This window comes from Rhodococcus sp. A14, from assembly GCF_011603105.1.
Lineage (GTDB): Bacteria > Actinomycetota > Actinomycetes > Mycobacteriales > Mycobacteriaceae > Rhodococcus_F > Rhodococcus_F opacus.
This window is the reverse complement of record NZ_JAAOQS010000003.1, coordinates 1-14548: the sequence shown is the minus strand read 5'-3', so window position 1 is coordinate 14548 and position 14548 is coordinate 1. Positions and strand designations below refer to the sequence as shown.

General features: G+C 67.3%; 13 protein-coding genes and 2 pseudogenes. 7 read left to right on the top strand and 8 right to left on the bottom strand.

Annotated elements, in window-relative coordinates:
* Positions 1–47: 47 nt before the first annotated feature.
* Positions 48–815 (bottom strand): IclR family transcriptional regulator, encoded by a 768-nt coding sequence (locus G9373_RS02400; protein WP_082359769.1) that lies wholly within the window; start codon positions 813–815, stop codon positions 48–50.
* A 146-nt stretch (positions 816–961) separates the two neighbouring features.
* On the opposite strand from G9373_RS02400, the gene G9373_RS02395 reads away from it, so the two are divergent.
* From G9373_RS02395 to G9373_RS02370, 6 genes are all read left to right on the top strand, one after another.
* The gene (locus tag G9373_RS02395) at positions 962–1792 is read left to right on the top strand and encodes a fumarylacetoacetate hydrolase family protein (RefSeq protein WP_120660879.1); all 831 of its coding nucleotides are present in this window, start codon (positions 962–964) and stop codon (positions 1790–1792) included.
* Between the two features lie 5 nt (positions 1793–1797).
* Positions 1798–2781, top strand: coding sequence for an acetaldehyde dehydrogenase (acetylating) (locus G9373_RS02390; protein ID WP_043787598.1), 984 nt, complete (start codon positions 1798–1800; stop codon positions 2779–2781).
* The gene (dmpG, locus tag G9373_RS02385) at positions 2778–3806 is read left to right on the top strand and encodes a 4-hydroxy-2-oxovalerate aldolase (RefSeq protein WP_054248939.1); all 1029 of its coding nucleotides are present in this window, start codon (positions 2778–2780) and stop codon (positions 3804–3806) included. The genes G9373_RS02390 and dmpG overlap by 4 nt, the downstream gene beginning before the upstream one ends.
* Before the next feature lie 577 nt (positions 3807–4383).
* Entirely contained in the window at positions 4384–5175 is a 792-nt protein-coding gene (locus G9373_RS02380; protein WP_054248938.1) for an IS5 family transposase, read from the top strand.
* Positions 5176–5334: 159 nt separating this feature from the next.
* Positions 5335–5487, top strand: coding sequence for a DUF308 domain-containing protein (locus tag G9373_RS02375; protein ID WP_005562176.1), 153 nt, complete (start codon positions 5335–5337; stop codon positions 5485–5487).
* A 122-nt stretch (positions 5488–5609) separates the two neighbouring features.
* Positions 5610–6293, top strand: a complete 684-nt coding sequence (locus G9373_RS02370) for a response regulator transcription factor (protein WP_167113841.1) — start codon at positions 5610–5612, stop codon at positions 6291–6293.
* On the opposite strand, the pseudogene G9373_RS02365 reads toward G9373_RS02370, so the two are convergent.
* The 7 genes and pseudogenes from G9373_RS02365 to G9373_RS02335 all read right to left on the bottom strand — a co-directional run bounded on the left by G9373_RS02365 (position 6272) and on the right by G9373_RS02335 (position 11606).
* Positions 6272–7501 (bottom strand): annotated as a pseudogene (locus G9373_RS02365) (transposase family protein). The gene G9373_RS02370 and the pseudogene G9373_RS02365 overlap by 22 nt on opposite strands.
* A 123-nt stretch (positions 7502–7624) precedes the next feature.
* A pseudogene (locus G9373_RS02360) lies at positions 7625–7989 on the bottom strand (ATP-binding protein); the annotation flags it as partial.
* A gap of 84 nt (positions 7990–8073) precedes the next feature.
* Positions 8074–8433: a hypothetical protein gene (locus tag G9373_RS02355; protein WP_054248419.1), complete on the bottom strand. Its 360-nt coding sequence runs from the start codon at positions 8431–8433 to the stop codon at positions 8074–8076.
* A gap of 63 nt (positions 8434–8496) precedes the next feature.
* Entirely contained in the window at positions 8497–9675 is a 1179-nt protein-coding gene (locus tag G9373_RS02350) for a DUF2254 family protein (protein ID WP_005562171.1), read from the bottom strand.
* A gap of 224 nt (positions 9676–9899) precedes the next feature.
* Positions 9900–10313 (bottom strand): DUF1622 domain-containing protein, encoded by a 414-nt coding sequence (locus G9373_RS02345; RefSeq protein ID WP_005562169.1) that lies wholly within the window; start codon positions 10311–10313, stop codon positions 9900–9902.
* A 79-nt stretch (positions 10314–10392) separates the two neighbouring features.
* Positions 10393–10944 (bottom strand): potassium channel family protein, encoded by a 552-nt coding sequence (locus G9373_RS02340; protein ID WP_005562167.1) that lies wholly within the window; start codon positions 10942–10944, stop codon positions 10393–10395.
* A 5-nt stretch (positions 10945–10949) separates the two neighbouring features.
* Positions 10950–11606, bottom strand: a complete 657-nt coding sequence (locus tag G9373_RS02335) for a hypothetical protein (RefSeq protein ID WP_043787570.1) — start codon at positions 11604–11606, stop codon at positions 10950–10952.
* Between the two features lie 218 nt (positions 11607–11824).
* On the opposite strand from G9373_RS02335, the gene G9373_RS02330 reads away from it, so the two are divergent.
* The gene (locus G9373_RS02330; protein WP_167113753.1) at positions 11825–14179 is read left to right on the top strand and encodes an arylsulfatase; all 2355 of its coding nucleotides are present in this window, start codon (positions 11825–11827) and stop codon (positions 14177–14179) included.
* Positions 14180–14548 lie beyond the last annotated feature (369 nt).

Here is a 14548-nt window from a genome sequence, read left to right as displayed (position 1 = left end):
ACAGGCGGTCCACTCAGCGGACCAGCCCGTCGAGCATACCCCGGTCTTCAATTCCGTAGCAGATGAGATCGCCGCGCTAGTGTGGCTCCGATTTCTTCCGCGGCGGCGCGGACCGAGCTGGTGTGGTTGTCGGGCCGGAAGCGATGAGAGGGGCCGGTCACGCTGATCGCGGCGACGACGTCCTCGCTCTCGCGGACAGGGGCGGCTACGCACACGATTCCGGTTGCTGATTCCTCGTATTCGTAGGCCATGCCCTCGGCGGCGATGCGGTCGAGCTGGGTGCGCAGCGGTCCGGGCAGGATGATGGTCCGCGGGGTGTAGCGGGCCAGCGGAGCGGAAAGCACCTGCTCTCGGAGAGCACTGGCGGCGTGGGCGAGCAGCACCTTGCCGATTGCAGTGCAGTGCACCGGCATCCGGCCCCCGATCCTCGACGGTGCGCTCGCCTGCCGATGCCCTCCGATCTTCGACAGGTACACGACCTCCGTCCCGTCGAGGACCCCCAGGTGCACCGTCTCGTGGGTGCGCACATACAGGTCCTCCATGAACGGGATCGCCACCTCGAGCAGGCTGCGCTCGACCGACGCCCGCATGCCCAGCTCGAACAGGGAGCCCCCGAGCCGGTAACCGGCATCGGTGCGGTCCAGCATCCGCACCGCCACCATGTCGGAGAGCACCCGGTGCAACGTGCCCTTCGGGATGGACGTCCGCCGGACCAGTTCGGCCAGCGACAGGGTCGAGTCGTCGATGGTGAACGCGTGCAGCACCATCATCACCTTGCCCAGCACCGTCGTGCGGTCGAACTCCTGATCGGACACTGCCGATTCACCTCCGCTGCCACCGGCGACGCCGTCCACGATACCGGCAGCGTTCGGCTCAGTGGAACGCAATGCTTGGCCGGCGATCACCCCGCGGCAACAGTGGAACCCACAGTCCATTCCCCACGATCACATCGGGACGTCAGATGAGCACACCTCCGGGCACCAGCCTGCCCCCCACGGCGCGAGCCGCCGCCGACGCTATCGTCGAGGCCGCCGAGCGGTTGAGCACCGCCGCCGCGACTTTCACGCCGTGCACCCCGGTCCGCGACCTGATCGGTACCGACGACGCCGCGGCCGCGTACGCCGTCCAGGAACGGATTGTCGCCGACCGAATCGCCGCCGGTGCGAGCGTCGTCGGCCGCAAGATCGGCCTGACCTCGCCGGCGGTCCAGCAGCAGCTCGGCGTCGACCAACCGGACTTCGGGGTGCTGTTCGACGACATGCACTGCCCGGAGGCCGGCCCGATCCCGCTGTCTCGTCTGCTGCAGCCGAAGGTGGAGGCGGAGATCGCGTTCGTCCTCGGCCGCGATCTGGTGGACGGGCCGCTCGACGACGCCCAGATCCGCGGCGCCGTCGACTACGCGGTGGCCGCCCTCGAGATCGTCGACAGCCGAATCGCCGGGTGGGACATCACCTTCGGCGACACCGTCGCCGACAACGGGTCGAGCGGGCTGTTCGTCCTCGGCGCCGACCGGCGCACCCTCGACTCCTTCGACCCGGTCGCCGCCCAGATGCAGATGTTCGTTGACGACACCGAGGTGTCGACCGGAACCGGCGCCGCCTGCCTCGGTGACCCGTTGCGGGCGCTGGCCTGGCTCGCGCGCACCGCACGCGAGTTCGGCCAACCACTGCTGGCCGGCCAGGTGATCTTGTCCGGCGCCCTCGGACCGATGGCCGTCATCGACACCCCCGGCACCGTCCGCGCCGACATCACCGGTCTCGGATCGGTCACCGCAACCTTCACCCAGGAGTGAACACCATGAGCGAGAACACCCGTAAGGTCACCGTCGCGGTGATCGGATCCGGCAACATCGGCACCGACCTGATGATCAAGGTGATCCGCCACTCCGACGTCCTGCAGATGGGCGCGATGGTCGGCATCGACCCCGACTCCGACGGGCTCGCCCGCGCCCGACGACTCGGCGTCCCCACCACCGCCGACGGCGTCCAAGGCCTCCTTCGGCTGCCGAACTTCGACGACATCGACGTGATCTTCGACGCCACCTCCGCCAAGGCACACGCCGCCAACGCCGCCCTGCTCGAACCGCTCGGCAAACGGCTGATCGACCTCACCCCGGCCGCCCTCGGCCCCTTCGTGGTGCCGGCGGTCAACCTCGACGAACACCGGGACGCCGCCAACGTCAACATGGTCACCTGCGGCGGTCAGGCCACCATCCCGATCGTCGCCGCCGTCTCCCGCGTGACACCGGTCGCCTACGCCGAAATCGTCGCCTCCATCGCGTCGAAGTCCGCCGGACCGGGCACCCGGGCGAACATCGACGAGTTCACCGAAACCACCTCCCACGCCATCGAAACCGTCGGCGGCGCCCGCCGCGGCAAGGCCATCATCATTCTCAACCCGGCCGAGCCGCCGCTGATCATGCGCGATACCGTCCTGTGCCTGATCTCCGCCCCCGACCCGGCCACCCACGACGCGGTCCGCGACTCGATCCAGACAATGGTCGAGCACGTCGCGACCTACGTGCCCGGCTACCGACTCAAGCAACAGGTCCAGATCACCCCGGTCCCGGACGGCCAACCCGTCCACACCCTGCTCGCGTCCGGGGACACGGCAGCCCCCACCCACCAGGTGGCGGTGTTCCTCGAAGTCGAAGGCGCCGCCCACTACCTGCCCGCCTACGCCGGAAACCTCGACATCATGACCTCGGCCGCAGTGCGCTACGCCGAGTCCGTCGCCGACACGATCGCCGCCCCGACGGCAACACAGGGAGCCACCCGATGACCACCAGGCTGTTCATCCAAGACGTCACCCTCCGCGACGGCATGCACGCCGTCCGCCACCGCATCACCCCCGACGACGTCGGCACGATCGTGGCCGCGCTCGACGCCGCCGGTGTCGACGGCATCGAAGTCGCCCACGGCGACGGACTCGCCGGCGGATCGCTGAACTACGGCCCCGGCAGCAACACCGACTGGGAATGGATCGAAGCCGCCGCCGCCAACCTCACCCACGCCCGGCTGACCACCCTGCTGCTGCCCGGCATCGGCACCATCGCCGAACTCGAACACGCCTACCAACTGGGCGTGCGGTCGGTGCGGGTGGCCACCCACTGCACCGAAGCCGACGTCGCCGCCCAGCACATCGGCAAAGCCCGCGAGCTCGGCATGGACGTCTCCGGTTTCCTGATGATGAGCCACATGACCACCGCACCCGAGCTCGCCGCCCAGGCCAAGCTCATGGAGTCCTACGGCGCGCACTGCGTCTACGTCACCGACTCCGGTGGCCGGTTGACCATGGACGGCGTCCGCGACCGGGTCCGCGCCTACCGGGACGTGCTCGACGAGGCCACCGAGATCGGCATCCACGCCCACGAGAACCTGTCGCTGTCGGTCGCCAATTCCGTCGTCGCCGTCGAAGAGGGCGTCACCCGCGTCGACGCCTCGCTGGCCGGGCACGGCGCCGGCGCCGGCAACTGCCCGATCGAACCGTTCATCGCCGTCGCGGACCGGCAGGGCTGGAAGCACAACAGCGACCTGTTCGCCCTCCAGGACGCCGCCGACGACCTCGTCCGGCCGCTGCAGGACCGGCCCGTCCGCGTCGACCGGGAAACCCTCACCCTCGGCTACGCCGGCGTGTACTCGTCCTTCCTCCGGCACGCCGAAGCCGCATCCCAGCGGTACGGCATCGACGTGCGCACCATCCTCCTCGAGGTCGGCCGCCGCGGCCTCGTCGGCGGACAGGAAGACCTCATCGTCGACATCGCCCTCGACCTGATCGCCACGAACCCCGAGACCGCGGGGAGCTGAGTCCGGTTGCGGCGGAGATAAATCGGCCCTCCGCCGCTTCGAGACGGTCCCAGTTTGCCCGGCATCGGCCAGACAGTCCGTGCAAGCCGCTGGACACGAGCAGCCTGGATCTTGGTACTCAGCGTTCCGTCGAGGCGCGATACCCGCGTGATCCTTGTGAGCACGCCATCGAGAGGTGTGTCCACGGTGGTATCCGCGCTGCTCGTGCCGTCGGGACCAGTGCGCGGGATCGATGAGCCGACGGAGTGAGTAGACCGTCCGATGGGTGAAGGTGATCCGCTCGACACTCAGCGGTACCCGCCGTCCCCGGCCGCCGAACTCGGTGGAGTTGGCTTCGCTGATGTTCAGGAGATCGGCCGTGGCGGTTTCGGTGTGGTTTACCGCTGCACTCAGAGCGTGATTGAGAACTCGTCGACGGCGTGTGTCTGCGGTGGTCGGTGCGTGGAAGTGGGCTCCTGGTTGAGTTGGTGGGGTCGACGCCCGAAGCCGAATCGAGGAGCCCACTTCCAAGCCATCATCGGCCATCTCACCGTGGCCGTCGTGTCCGCCCCACGCGGCGGGCGGGCACCGTTGCGCGATGTACCCGTCGTCGGTCACCGATGCACAGTGGGTGATCCTGCAACCGTTGCTGCCGGCGCCGGGCAACACCGCGGGTCGCGGCGGCAGACCTGAGAAGCATTGCCGCCGAATCATATTGGACGCCATCCTGTACCTGGTCCGCGGTGGGATCGCGTGGCGGCAACTGCCGGTGGAGTTTCCGCCGGTCGGGACGGTGTACGCGATCTTCTTGCGTTGGATCCGTGGCGGGGTCTGGCATCGCATCCTCGACACCCTGCGCGACCGGTTGCGGGTGCGAGCCGGAAGGGATCGCTGTCCGACCGCGGCGATCATCGATTCGCAGACTGTCCCGGTCGCCGACACGGTGCCCCGATCCGGTACCGGATGGGACGGCGCGAAACGAACGACCGGTGTGAAACGCCACATCGCGGTGGACGTGACCGGGCTGTTGTTGGGAGTCGTGGTGACCGCGGCCTCGATTCAGGACCGTGACGCCGGGCACCGGCTGCTCGCCATACTGCGCGGCACGTTCTCCACGATCCGGCTGGTGTGGGCCGACGGCGGCTACCCGGGACGCCTGCTCGGCTGGGCGAAAAGTGTTCTGGCTCTACGGGTCGACATCATCAAACGCAAGCCCAGTAATACCGGATTCCACGTCCGGCCCCGAGTTTGGGTGGTAGAACGGACCTTCGGTTGGCTCCTTAAATATCGCCGCTGTGTCCGCGACTACGAAGCCAAGCCTGAACACCACGAAGCGATGGTTCTCGTCGCCACCATCGCGACTATGACCAGGCGACTCGCCCGAACCTGACCGTTCTCAATCACATTCTCAGCGAGGCGCACGCCCGCCCATCGCGGGTTCTCAAACACTCTCTCAGACGTCGCGGCGATCGAGGCACTGACGAAGTATTACGACCGCCTGTATCTGGGCGACGACGCCTAAGTCGGCTCGGTGCCGGCGCGTAGATGGATGCTGGCGGCCAGCCTCCTCGCGGCCCTGTGCGGGGTTCTGCTGCTGCTCGCCCCGGGCGCCGGCATCGTGGGCATCGTGCCGGTCATCGCGTGGTACGCCGTCGTGGTCGGCGTCGTGCTGATCGTCGGAGCGGTGCGGATCCGGAGCTGACCAGACACCACTGCCCGGGCGCTCGTCCTCAGGTCGGCCGCCTCGGTGAAGTGGACGGCGTGGTCGGCAGTGGATGGTCGTACCGTTGGCCTTTTGGTGTCGGGGATGGTGTGGAGGAGGTTGTGGAGCGGGTGTTGCTGGTCGAGGACGAAACGCGACTGGCCGAGACGGTGCGCCGCGGCCTGACGGCCGATGGGTGTACCGTGCAGGTCGAACACGATGGCATCGCCGGGTTGGCGGCCGCGACAGAGGGCGGCTTCGATGTGGTGGTCCTCGACATCATGTTGCCCGGCAAACACGGGTACGACGTGGTGCGGGAGATGCGTCAGCAGCGGGTGTGGACGCCGGTGCTGATGCTCTCCGGCAAGGACGGCGAATACGACCTCGCCGATGCGTTCGACCTCGGTGCCGACGACTATCTGGTCAAACCGTTCTCCTTCGTGGTGCTGGTGGCCCGGTTGCGGGCGCTGGTGCGGCGCGGGGCTCCGCCGCGGCCGCCGGTCCTGCGCGCTGGGGGACTCTCGTTGGATCCGGCGATGCGGCGGGTCACCCGCGGGGAGACCCGCCTCCAGCTCACGCCCCGCGAGTACAGCGTGCTCGAATACCTGATGCGCCACGCCGGTGCGGTCGTCACCAAACACGATATTCTGCAATCTGTTTGGGGTGTCAATTACGAGGGCGACGACAACATCGTGGAGGTCTACATCGGGTATCTTCGGCGCAAGATCGACGCCCCATTCGGTACGACGAGCATCGACACCGTCCGGGCGCCTATTGCCTCATGTCAAGATGCGCGCGAAGTCTGATTCGTTGACTCATTCGAGAGTGCGCGCGTGGAGGGGCGGCGTTTGGCCGGCCCAGCCTTGCTGGTGGTGAGCGTCAGCAGCTCCGTGGTCAGCGCCTGGATCTGCCGTTGGCCGGCGGCAGGGTTGATGCCGGTGTAGGTGTCGGCAAGGATCTCCTTGTCGTGTTTCCCGACCGCTTTGTGGTGTTCGGCGCGACGGTGTGGGGTGGTCGCCGTGTCGTACTTCTTGGCGACCTTCGCGCCGTTGCGGACCCTTCGAGACGAGTTTCTGTTGCGGGCAGAAGTAGTTCGCCAGCTGCGACTGCAGCACCCAGATCTTGCCCCGCAGCAACAGTTCTGCTTCGGAGTCGTAGCGGTGGTAGCCGACGACGGTGCGCACGATCGCCCAGTTCTTCTGCTCCACGTGGCAGCCGTCGTTGGAGTTGCCGGGCCGCGACCGAGTGAAGGTGATCTTGCGCTTCTCGCACCACGCCAGCAGGTGATGATTGATGAACTCCGAACCGTTGTCGCTGTCCACGCCGAGTATCGGGAACGGCATGATCTTCGCGATCTCGTCCAGCGCGGCGATCACCCATTTGCGGGCCTTGTTGCGCACGCTGCGGTTCTCGGTCCACCCGGTGGCGATGTCGGTCACCGTCAGCGTGTAGGCGTGCTCACCTGCAGCGTTGCCGCAGTCGTGGCCGACCAGGTCGACCTCGACGAACCCCGGTTTCGCGTCGTCCCAGTCCGCCCAGGTGCGGATCGGGATCTGCGACTCGAGCAGCGACCCCGGCTTGGTGTGGCTGCGGCCCTCAGCTCGTGCTTCTTCCGTTCGGGGGCCAGGCGCCTGTTGATGGTGGCCGCCGACATCGACACCAGCAACGCGGCGGTGCCGTCGTCGATGTCGAGTTCATCGAAGCGGCGCAGAACTCCCACCAGCTCGGGCAGGATCGGGGCCAGCCGCTTCCCGGCGGGCATACCCAGCACCGCCCAGCAGAAGATCAGCGCCGCCACCACTTTCGGCCCGTACTTTGGCGGCCGCGGGACGCGGGGCCTGACGAACCGCGGTGTGCACGCCTGGGCGAGTGCCTTACGGGCATGATTGCGATGCCACCCGGTCGTGGCGCACAGCTCGTCGAGGATCCGGCCCTTCCCGGACTTGTCGGCCCGCCGGTACCTCGTCGCGACCGTCTTCGTCACAGCCTTGCGTTGACTCATCGTCAGTCCCATCGTCCCGGGCCTATCCGACAACCCATCCTCGGGCCGGGTAGGCGCGCCGTACGCGCGCATTCGTCGATGGGGCAACGAATAGGGTTACGCGCGCATTTTTCGTGAGTCAACGCGCGGCGTGGGTTACTCGATGCCCTCAGAGATATAGGGGTCGTCGCCGAGCGGGAGCGTGACCACGAACTGCGCACCCCCACCTTCCCGGTCGAGGATGTCGATCGACCCGTGGTGTGCGGCGACGATCTCGGCGGCGATGGCGAGACCGAGTCCGGAACCACCGGATTCGCGGGTTCGGGGAGTGTCGAGGCGCACGAATTCCTCGAAGATCCGCGCCCGGTCCACCGGGGCGACGCCCGGTCCGTCGTCGGCCACCTCGATGACGGCGTTCCCTCGCACCTGCGGCACGCAAGGGAAATTCGGGTGTGGGCGTGGTGGGCGGCGTTGTCGACGAGGTTGCGGACCAGTTGGGCCAGCTGCTGCGGATCCCCGGCCCGGACGGTACGAGATATGTGATGTCGCTGCGGCGATCTCGTCGGTTCCCTCGATGAGTCGGGTGCACGGAACCGCGTACGTCCTCAGCTGATGAGCGCGTAGGCGCCGGCGACCGTATAGAGAGCCGCCGCGCCTCCCACGAGTACCGCACCCGTGGCGCTGACGCCTTTCCGACTGCCCATTGCTACCGATACCGCATCCACCGAGTCGACTATCACCCCCACGGCCAATCCGAGCCGGCGTCCGGTGGGGTCCGGTTGCAGGGCCGCAGCGGCCACTGCGACCTCGCGGATGGCGAACAGCCGTGCCACGGTGTCGCCGTCGGCGCCGGCACTGACCCCGAGACAGCGATACACCAGCCGGGGCCGCACCAGGGCTGCCACGCCCACTGTCGCCCGGGTGACGCCGAGGAACCGAATCAGCCGGGCTCGGGTTGCGGTCATGATGTCCTCGCTTCGTGTCGCTAACTGGATGTGCCGCCCAGGGTTCGTTCTGTCCCAGGCTGTTCACGCGAGAGGTGGAAGGAGTTTGGTGAGGTGGTCGTTCACCCGGGTCAGCCGCGCGGTGAGCACCTCATGGTGGTCCGGGTGGGCCCGATGCTGCACGCGTTCGAGCAGTAGCTGGAGGCGGATCAGGACACTCGGTGTGGTCGCCGCGGCGGGGATGAGATCGTCGAGGCTGGTCCGGACAAACTCCTCCCAGCTCGGTCGTGCGATCACCAGCCGAAGTACCTGGTGCTGGTCGGTGACGCGGCGGGGTTCGGTCGGTGCTGCGGCGGCCCGGCCGAGCAGGTCCTCGATGTAGTCCAGGGCCTGGACGGTGGTTGCCGGGTCATTGGGCCGCAGGGCGCGTAGCGCGATGTCGGTCAGCAGCCGGAAGGCGAACAGCGGGTCTTGTTCGAACGTCCGCTCGCTGCCGACGACCAGCCCGCCGAGGACTACCGAGGCGGGGAGCTGTCCGTGGATGTCGGCCACGGGCACGCCGCACTGCAGGGTGATGCCAGGGGCTGCGCGCAGGACGATGACCGCATTCGCGGCCTGCGCGGCGCAGACGAGGCGGTCGACCTGGATTCTTTGCAGCACGGTCGTGGGATTCGGCCAGGTAACCGTCGTGCAAGGCGCGGGCAGGGGCGCCGCGGGTGACGCCGTGGTGCCGGCGTCGTCCGGGTACGCGGCGTCGAGGAGGTTGCGGCCGCGGGCGGCGATGGAACTCAGGACGGGCGAGAGTTGAATGGAGGTTGCCACTGTCACTTGGAGTGTCCGGAGCAGGCCCGCCATCAGAACCAGCAAGACGATGGCGGTAATCAGGACGGCCATCGATACCCGGGCGCGGGGGCCGATGGTGAAGGCCGCCGAGATGCAGAAGACGGTCACACCGAGGGCGAACGCGAAGGTCTGCCGCAAGATCGGGGTGTCGCGGAATTGGGTCAGGCGCGGGCTGTAGTTCGAGGCCGCCCACCGTCCGACCAGGATCCCCAGCGAAAAGATGACGGCGACCAGGCCGAGCACGCCGAGTCCGATCGTGGTCAGGACGCCGATCACCTGTTGGGCCGGCAGGTCGGGTCCACGCCGAATTCTCGGCACGGTCAGTCCCAGACCCAGCCCGGCGAGGATGTACAGCACCGCGAGTTCGGCGTTCAGGATTCGTCGATGACGGTAGGCACCGGCGGTGGCGGCTTTGCTCATGACCTGCCCTCCTAGGGCGGGGACCCCGACCTGACCAGCCGCCTCTGCATCGGTGTGCCCCTCCTGTTCCACCAAAGCACTCCGAGCCCGCTGTCGGCCAGAGCAGCGGTGGTGAACCGTCTCTCGCCGCGGCGCCGAAGGACAGATCGTCGAGGGTCGGCAATGAGGGTTCGATGCCTGCACACGGTCGGTGCGGGGGTGCGAGACTCGGGGCAGTTCGGGCCTCACTCGTGCGGGTCGGGGTCCTGTCGCGTCGACTGGCGTGTGGCCTGCGCGAGGACCTGGGGTCCGGTGACGAATGCCTTCTTCCAAGGTGCTACTCCGTCGATCTCGATTTCGATGGACAGGCTCAGCACGGTCCGGATCAGCACGATCACCCCCAGGACGGCCGCGTCCGTGAGGGAGGGCGCGGACGTGACGGTCTTGACGATGTCCGCCGCGACCAGTAACTCCAGACCGAGCAGGATCGCCCCTCCGAGTGATTGACGCAGGGTGGTGAACGCCCGACCACCATCAGCGGTTCGCCTCCATGTCCACGCCGCGAGGACGAACGCGAAGAGGAACCCGACAACCATCGACAGAACACCCAACACCTCGAACGATTCCGTCGCCAGCTCGAAGAATCTGACAGTGTTCATGTCGGTCCATTTCCTGTGAGTTCGTTTCTGGGACGGCTTTTCCGATTCAGGGGCGCGACCCGATGTGGTGCAAACCCACCTACCAAGGCGGTCCTGGATGTGCTCGTCCGAGACCGGTCCTGGCGGCGGTGACGAGGAGTTTCACCACGGCCCCGAGGAGGATCAGGTCGAGGAGCATCTGCGCGCTGACCAGGATGCGGGCGGTGTCGGTTCTGGGGACGATGTCGCCGAACCCGACCGTCGAGAAGATGGAGATGGTGAAGTACAGGGCCCGGGTGTGGTCGAGGTGCTGGTTGAACGAGGCCGGACTGGTGTGGGACAGCGCCAGATAGGTGGTGGCGAAGAGGAGCAGGAACAGCGCGATGATCGCGCCGAGGGCTTCGATCGCACGCAGCTGGGGCAGCGGGGCGCGCAGGATCCGGCGGATCTGCCACACCAGAACTCCGGCGAAGAGCGCACCTCCGACCACCACCCGGGCGCCGGCGCCCTCTTCGAGGTAGTTCCTCGCCGGCACCAGGTAGTAGACGGCGCCGAGCAGCGCCCAGGTCGCCGCAACCGCCAGGACGGCACGCAGGACGGCCCACCGTCGGCGGCGGTGATCCAGGTCTGCCAGACGACGCGCCGTCCCCACCGGTGTCAGTCCGGACGAGCTGGTTGCCGGTGATCGGTGGCGAGGATGTACACACTGACTACCAGCACCCACGCCGGGAAGACCAGCGCCACCCAGAAGCTGAAGCTGACGACCACCAAGAGCACCACGGCGAGCAGATACGTCCCGATCACCAGCGGCTTCGGCATCAGCCTGGTCCGCAGCCACATCGTGGCCAGGGAGATCATGAACACCGCGGCCATGCGCACGGAGTAGACGTTGTTGATGTGCAGCATCACCTCCCGCCCGAAGAAGACGATGTCGGTCTCGACGACATCCGACGAGTGGCGGGAGACGGCGAGCAGTGCGCCCGCGAGCGCCATCGACACGAAGGTCATGGCGAGGAACAGCAGTCCGCTGCCCAGGAAGACGGTCGAGAAGAAGCGGTCCTCGAGGTCGCCGAACCGGTCGCGGAGCACCCCGATGAACCACAAGAAGGCGATGCCCGCGATCGGGGCGAGGAACAGGGCGGTGGTGATCTTCGAACCGCCGCGCACCCACGGCGCCCCCGGCGTGGTCGGCATCGCCGTGACCAGTAGGACAATGCTGGTGGCGAAGAGCGCACCGAAGATGATGCCCGCGATCGCCGCGGACCGCGGCGTCCGCAGGTGGTGGAACTGGGCCTCGCTGCGCGGATGGGCCATGGGTTCCATCATGACCGAACTCAGGTGTGGGAAGCCAGCGGGCCACCGAACCCCGGCCGTGGCCGCGGTGCGCTTTGCTGCACTGTGCGCGAATAAGTCCCGCGCGGCTTGTGCTGGTGGTGCGAAGACGCCCTGACACCACACCGACCACGCTGAAAGGTGGGGTTCCCGCATGCCGAGAAGTGCGCAAGCGGGCCGTCGACCGGAGGAGCACCACCATGGCCAGCAACCTTAAGGGCAAGATCGCGGTCGACATTCGAGACTCGGTGGCGGACTGGTCGCCGTACCTGCCCGCCCAGGCCCCCGAGGGCGCCCCGAACGTGTTGATCATTGCGTGGGACGACGTGGGCTACGGCAGCATGGACGTCTTCGGCGGTCCCATCGAGACCCCCACCATGCGGCGCATCGCCGACGCGGGTGTGCGCTACTCCAACTTTCACACCACGGCGCTGTGTTCGCCCACCCGTGCGTCGCTGCTGACCGGCCGCAACGCCACCTCCAACGGGATGGCCACGGTCGCCGAACTCAGCTCCGGGTTCCCCGGCATCTCGACCCACATCCCGTTCGAGAACGGATTCATCTCCGAGGTACTGGCCGAACGCGGCTGGAACACCTACTGCGTCGGCAAATGGCATCTGACCCCGAGCGAGGAATGCAACATGTCGGCGGTCAAGAGCCGGTGGCCGCTCGGCCGCGGCTTCGAACGCTTCTACGGCTTCCTCGGCGGCGAGTCCAACAGCTGGTACCCCGACCTCGTCTACGACAACCACCCGATCGAGGCACCCGGAACCCCCGAGGACGGCTACCACCTCTCAAAGGACCTGTCCGACAAGTCGATCGAGTTCATCCGCGACGCCAAGGCCGTCAACCCCGACAAACCTTTCTTCATGTACCTGGCCCCACAGGCCGGGCACGCCCCGCACCACGTCCCCTCCGAATGGGCCGACAAATACAAGGGCAAATTCGACCAGGGCTACGAGGCCATCCGCGCCGAGATCCTCGCCCGCCAAAAAGAACTGGGCTTGTTACCGGCGGACACCGAGCTCTCGCCGATCAATCCTCACGGCGAGCCGAACACCACAGGCCCGGACGGTCAGCTCTGGCCGATGCTCGACACCGTCCGCCCGTGGGACTCGCTCACCGCCGACGAACAGCGCCTGTTCATCCGGATGGCCGAGGTGTTTGCCGGATTCATCTCCTACGCCGACGATCAGCTCGGCCGAGTGATCGACTTCCTCGCCGACTCGGGCGAACTGGACAACACCCTGCTCGTCGTGATCTCCGACAACGGCGCAAGCGGCGAGGGCGGCCCGAACGGGTCGTTCAACGAATGGCGGTTCTTCAACGGAGTCGCCGACACCACCGAGGTGACACTGCCGCACCTCGACGAACTCGGTGGTCCCGCCTCGTACAACCACTACAACACTGGATGGGCCTGGGCGTTCGACACCCCGTTCCCGTACTGGAAGCGGTGGGCCGGCTACGAGGGCGGCATCGCCGACATGTGCATGATCTCCTGGCCGGCGAAGCTGGCGCCCCGCCCCGAACCGCTGCACCAGTACATTCACGCGGTCGACGTCGTGCCCACCATCTACGAACTCCTCGACATCGACCCGCCCGCGGTGCTCAAGGGCTACACGCAGAGTCCGATCGAGGGTGAGAGCTTCGCCGCATCGTTGACCGACCCCTCCGCCCCGGGGAAGGAGACGCAGTTCTACGCGATGCTCGGCCAGCGATCCCTGTACCACGAGGGGTGGCTCGCGTGTGCCCTGCACCCGCCGATCTCGGGCTGGGGCAACTTTCACCACGACGTCTGGGAGCTTTACAACCTCGACGAGGACCGAGCCCAGTCCCACAACCTCGCCGACACCGAACCGGACCGCCTCGCCGAGATGAAGGAACTCTGGTTCTACTACGCCGGCGTCTTCAAGGGCCTGCCCCTCGATGACCGCAACGCCCTCGAACAGGTCCTCTCGGACCGCCCGCACCCCGCCAAGCCCCGCGACCACTACGTCTACTACCCGAACTGCGCGGACGTCCCCGAAAGCGCGGGTGCCGCCATCACCGGCCGCTCCTTCACCATCGCGGCGGGAGTCCACGTCGACACCCCCGACGCGGAGGGCGTGCTCTACGCGCACGGCGGCGTCGCCGGCGGACACAGCCTCTACGTCAAGGATCACCGACTCCGCTACACCTTTAACTGGCTCGGCACCCGCATCGAGGACGTCGCCGCCGACCGCGACCTCACCCCGGGCGCCCACGTGTGCACCGCCGAATTCACCGTGAAAGGCAAGAACGAGGACCCGACCATGCCCGGATTCGCCGGCACCCTCGACCTCTACCTCGACGACCAACAGGTCGCCAGCAGCGAGATCGTCACCCAGCCCGGCGTGTTCTGCCTCGTCGGCGACGGTATCTGTGTGGGACGCGACAGCGCCTCCCCGGTCACCGCCGACTACACCGCACCGTTCCCGTTCACCGGCGGCACCATCGACAAGGTCGTCGTCGACGTCTCCGGCGAACGCTACGTCGACCACGAGGCACAGGTCCGGGGCTGGTTCATGATCGACTGACGGCGATCACGCGATTGTCGATCGATCAGCACCGGCCCGGCTGGCCGCCGCACCACTGGATCGGACTCCGGCCGTGTCCGCATACTGTTCTTGCGTCGTCCGTCGCCGCCCATCGTCGGCCGCGGCGGCGTGACACTCGATTCGAGACGTCGGTCGCTGCGGCCGCGTCAGATCAGCACCACGACTGCGATGAGCGCGTGTAACGTCGCCGTGGCTATCGAGCCGAACGCCGGCCTCGAGAAGACCCCGGCCTCGAGCTGGCGGCCGACGCTTCGGTACCGGAAGGTGCCATATGTCAGCGGTCATGTAATTCCCCAGATTGAGGGGTTTGTCCGTCACATAATTCCCCACCCCGCCGTCACGTAATTC

Coding starts and splice junctions, on each gene's coding strand:
- G9373_RS02390 (WP_043787598.1), top strand. CDS start 1,798: ATGAGCGAGAACACCCGTAAGGTCACCGTCGCGGTGATCGGATCCGGC.
- G9373_RS02330 (WP_167113753.1), top strand. CDS start 11,825: ATGGCCAGCAACCTTAAGGGCAAGATCGCGGTCGACATTCGAGACTCG.
- G9373_RS02355 (WP_054248419.1), bottom strand. CDS start 8,433: ATGACCGCAACCCGAGCCCGGCTGATTCGGTTCCTCGGCGTCACCCGG.
- G9373_RS02345 (WP_005562169.1), bottom strand. CDS start 10,313: ATGAACACTGTCAGATTCTTCGAGCTGGCGACGGAATCGTTCGAGGTG.
- dmpG (WP_054248939.1), top strand. CDS start 2,778: ATGACCACCAGGCTGTTCATCCAAGACGTCACCCTCCGCGACGGCATG.
- G9373_RS02380 (WP_054248938.1), top strand. CDS start 4,384: ATGTACCCGTCGTCGGTCACCGATGCACAGTGGGTGATCCTGCAACCG.
- G9373_RS02395 (WP_120660879.1), top strand. CDS start 962: ATGAGCACACCTCCGGGCACCAGCCTGCCCCCCACGGCGCGAGCCGCC.
- G9373_RS02335 (WP_043787570.1), bottom strand. CDS start 11,606: ATGGCCCATCCGCGCAGCGAGGCCCAGTTCCACCACCTGCGGACGCCG.
- G9373_RS02350 (WP_005562171.1), bottom strand. CDS start 9,675: ATGAGCAAAGCCGCCACCGCCGGTGCCTACCGTCATCGACGAATCCTG.
- G9373_RS02375 (WP_005562176.1), top strand. CDS start 5,335: ATGCTGGCGGCCAGCCTCCTCGCGGCCCTGTGCGGGGTTCTGCTGCTG.